The following is a 2,980-nucleotide window of genomic DNA, read 5'->3' on the forward strand; positions in this document are numbered from 1 at the left end:
CGGCGGTGCTGGCGCTCGTGCTGCTCACGTCCGGTGCGGTGGCGGTCGGACGCCGCCGTCGCGCGCACTGATCGGGCGGAGGGGCGCGCGGGCGAGGCTCGCGCGCCCCTCTCGGCGTACGTACGACTCCCGCGACCGCGATGTCGGTGCCGCCGCCTAGACTCGTAAGGTCATGACCGAAGCCCCTCTCATCGTCCCCGGATCCGTCGGCCCCCAGTCCTCCGGCGCCCCCGCACAGGACGACCTCCTCGCCGGCCTGAACCCGCAGCAGCTCGAGGCCGTCACCTACCGCGGCCCCGCACTCCTGATCGTCGCGGGGGCGGGGTCGGGCAAGACCAGCGTGCTCACGCGCCGCATCGCCTCGCTGCTCCGCAACCGCGAGGCGTGGCCGAGCCAGATCCTCGCCATCACCTTCACGAACAAGGCCGCCGGCGAGATGCGCGAGCGTGTCGAGGGCATCATCGGCGACGCCGCGCGGGGCATGTGGATCTCCACCTTCCACTCGGCCTGCGTGCGCATCCTCCGCCGCGAGGCGCAGCAGTTCGGCTTCACGAAGAACTTCACGATCTACGACTCCGGCGACTCCCGCGCGCTCATCAAGCGCCTGGTGAAGGAGCACGAGGCCGACGCGTACGGCCTCACGCCCGCCTCGGTGCAGGGGCGCATCTCCAAGCTCAAGAACGAGCTGTCCGACGCCGAGTCCTATGCGCGCCAGGCGAACATGACCGATCCGGCGGAGCGCGTGTTCGTCGAGGTGTTCGCCGACTACCAGCGGCAGCTGCAGCGCGCGAACGCGTTCGACTTCGACGACCTGATCGGGCAGACCGTGTACCTGTTCCGGGCGTTCCCGCAGGTCGCGGACACGTATCGGCGGCGGTTCCGGCACATCCTGGTCGACGAGTACCAGGACACCAACCACGCCCAGTACGCGCTCATCCACGAGCTCACGCGTCCGGTGTCGGGTGTCGGATCGGCGCCCGATCCGTATGCCTCGAACGGCATGATGATCTTCGAGCCCGACCCCGAGCCCTCCGCAGGCGCGGGCGAACCGGGAGCCTCGCTCACGGTGGTCGGCGACTCCGACCAGTCGATCTACGCGTTCCGCGGCGCCGACATCCGCAACATCAGCGAGTTCGAGCGCGACTTCCCCGGCGCGAAGGTCGTGCTGCTGGAGCAGAACTACCGCTCCACGCAGAACATCCTCTCCGCGGCGAACGCCGTGATCGGCAACAACTTCGACCGCAAGGACAAGAAGCTCTGGAGCGATCGGGGCGACGGCGACAAGATCATCGGGTTCACCGGCTACTCGCAGCACGACGAGGCGCAGTTCGTCGCCGACGAGGTCGAGGCGCTGCACCGCGCCGGCATGCCGTACTCAGAGATGGCCGTGTTCTATCGCACGAACTCGCAGTCGCGCGCGCTGGAGGAGATCTTCATCCGCTCGGCCGTGCCCTACAAGATCATGGGCGGCACCAAGTTCTACGAGCGCGCCGAGATCAAGGACGCGCTGGCCTACCTGGTCGCCGTCGCGAACCCGGCCGATGAGATGGCGGTGCGCCGCATCCTCAACAAGCCGCGGCGCGGCATCGGCGATGTGACCGAGACCGCGATCGCCCGGTTCGCCGACGAGCACGGCATCACGTTCCGGGAGGCGCTGTCGATGCCCGGTCAGCTCGGTGTCGGGCCCAAGATCCAGGCCGCGATCGCGCAGCTCGACGCCGTGCTCGCGGAGGCGACCGCGATCATGCTGCCCGCCACGGGCGAGGTGCCGCCGCCCACGTCGGTCGCCGACGGTCTGAGCCTGCTGCTGTCCAAGAGCGGCTACCTCGACGCGCTGCGCGCCAGCCGCGACCCGCAGGACGAGGCGCGCGTGGAGAACCTCGACGAGTTCGTCGCCGTGACCCGCGACTTCGCGCGCAACAACCCCGAGGGCACGATCACCGACTTCCTCACCGAGGTCGCCCTGGTGTCCGACGCCGACGACCTCGACGACGAGTCGGGGTCGGTGTCGCTCATGACGATGCACACCGCCAAGGGCCTGGAGTACGACGCGGTGTTCGTAACGGGTGTGGAGGAAGACCTCATCCCGCACCGCATCTCGGCGGGGGAGCCCGGGGGGCCGCAGGAGGAGCGTCGACTGTTCTACGTCGGCATCACCCGCGCCCGCAAGCGCCTGCACCTGTCGCTCGCGATGACGCGGGCTCAGTTCGGCGAGGTGTCGGTGGCGATGCCGAGCCGGTTCCTGCAGGAGATCCCCGCGGCGCTGATCGATTGGCGGCAGTCGCCCGGCGACGTGAACTCGCGCGGCGGCATGCAGTCGAGGGCCCTCAACGCGCGGCGCTCTGGTGGCTTCGGCGGTTCGGGCTCCGGCGACCGGTTCGGCGTCAAGCCGCTGCCGCGGGAGTCGCTCAAGCCCCTGTCGACCGCGATGGACAAGATCCCCAACCGGGTGACGGCCAAGATGCGCGACAACGGCGACCTGGAGCTCGCGGCGGGCGACCGCATCCGGCACGTCGACTTCGGCGAGGGCCGCGTGGACGCGGTCACGGGCGAGGGGGCGAAGCGCATCGCCCACGTGCGGTTCGACACGGCGGGGCAGAAGAAGCTGCTCATCAAGGTCGCGCCGATCGAGAAGCTGTAGCGCCGCGCGCGGGGCCGGAACACGCAGACGGTTAGGCTGGCTCATATGGCCCTCTTCTCCCGCCGCAAGAAGTCCGGCGACGACGCTGTCGCTTCCCCCGAGGTCGAGTCCACCCCGGTCGAGTCTCCTGAGACGACCGCGCCCGAGACGACCGCACCCGAGGGAACCGCGCCCGAGGGAACCGCGTCCGAGGCGAGCGCGCCCGAGGGAACCGCCTCCGCGACCGGAGCGCCGGTGACCGAGGTTACGGATCCTGCGCCCGAGGCCGCCGCGACGCCGACCGTGGGCATCTCCGTGCAGGCGTTCCGCGGCGTCGGCGCCGAGGCCGGCCCCGAGGTC

General features: G+C 70.3%; 1 protein-coding gene and 1 pseudogene. Both read left to right on the forward strand.

Features of this window, described 5'->3' with window-relative positions; translation table 11 throughout:
- Window positions 1-172: 172 nt before the first annotated feature.
- Window positions 173-2,641, forward strand: coding sequence for an ATP-dependent helicase (locus DW309_RS05140; protein ID WP_136033538.1), 2,469 nt, complete (start codon window positions 173-175; stop codon window positions 2,639-2,641).
- Between the two features lie 45 nt (window positions 2,642-2,686).
- Window positions 2,687-2,980: pseudogene (locus DW309_RS05145) on the forward strand (hypothetical protein); the annotation flags it as partial.

This window comes from Microbacterium sp. K41, from assembly GCF_004794395.1.
In the GTDB taxonomy this organism is placed as follows: Bacteria; Actinomycetota; Actinomycetes; order Actinomycetales; family Microbacteriaceae; genus Microbacterium; species Microbacterium sufflavum.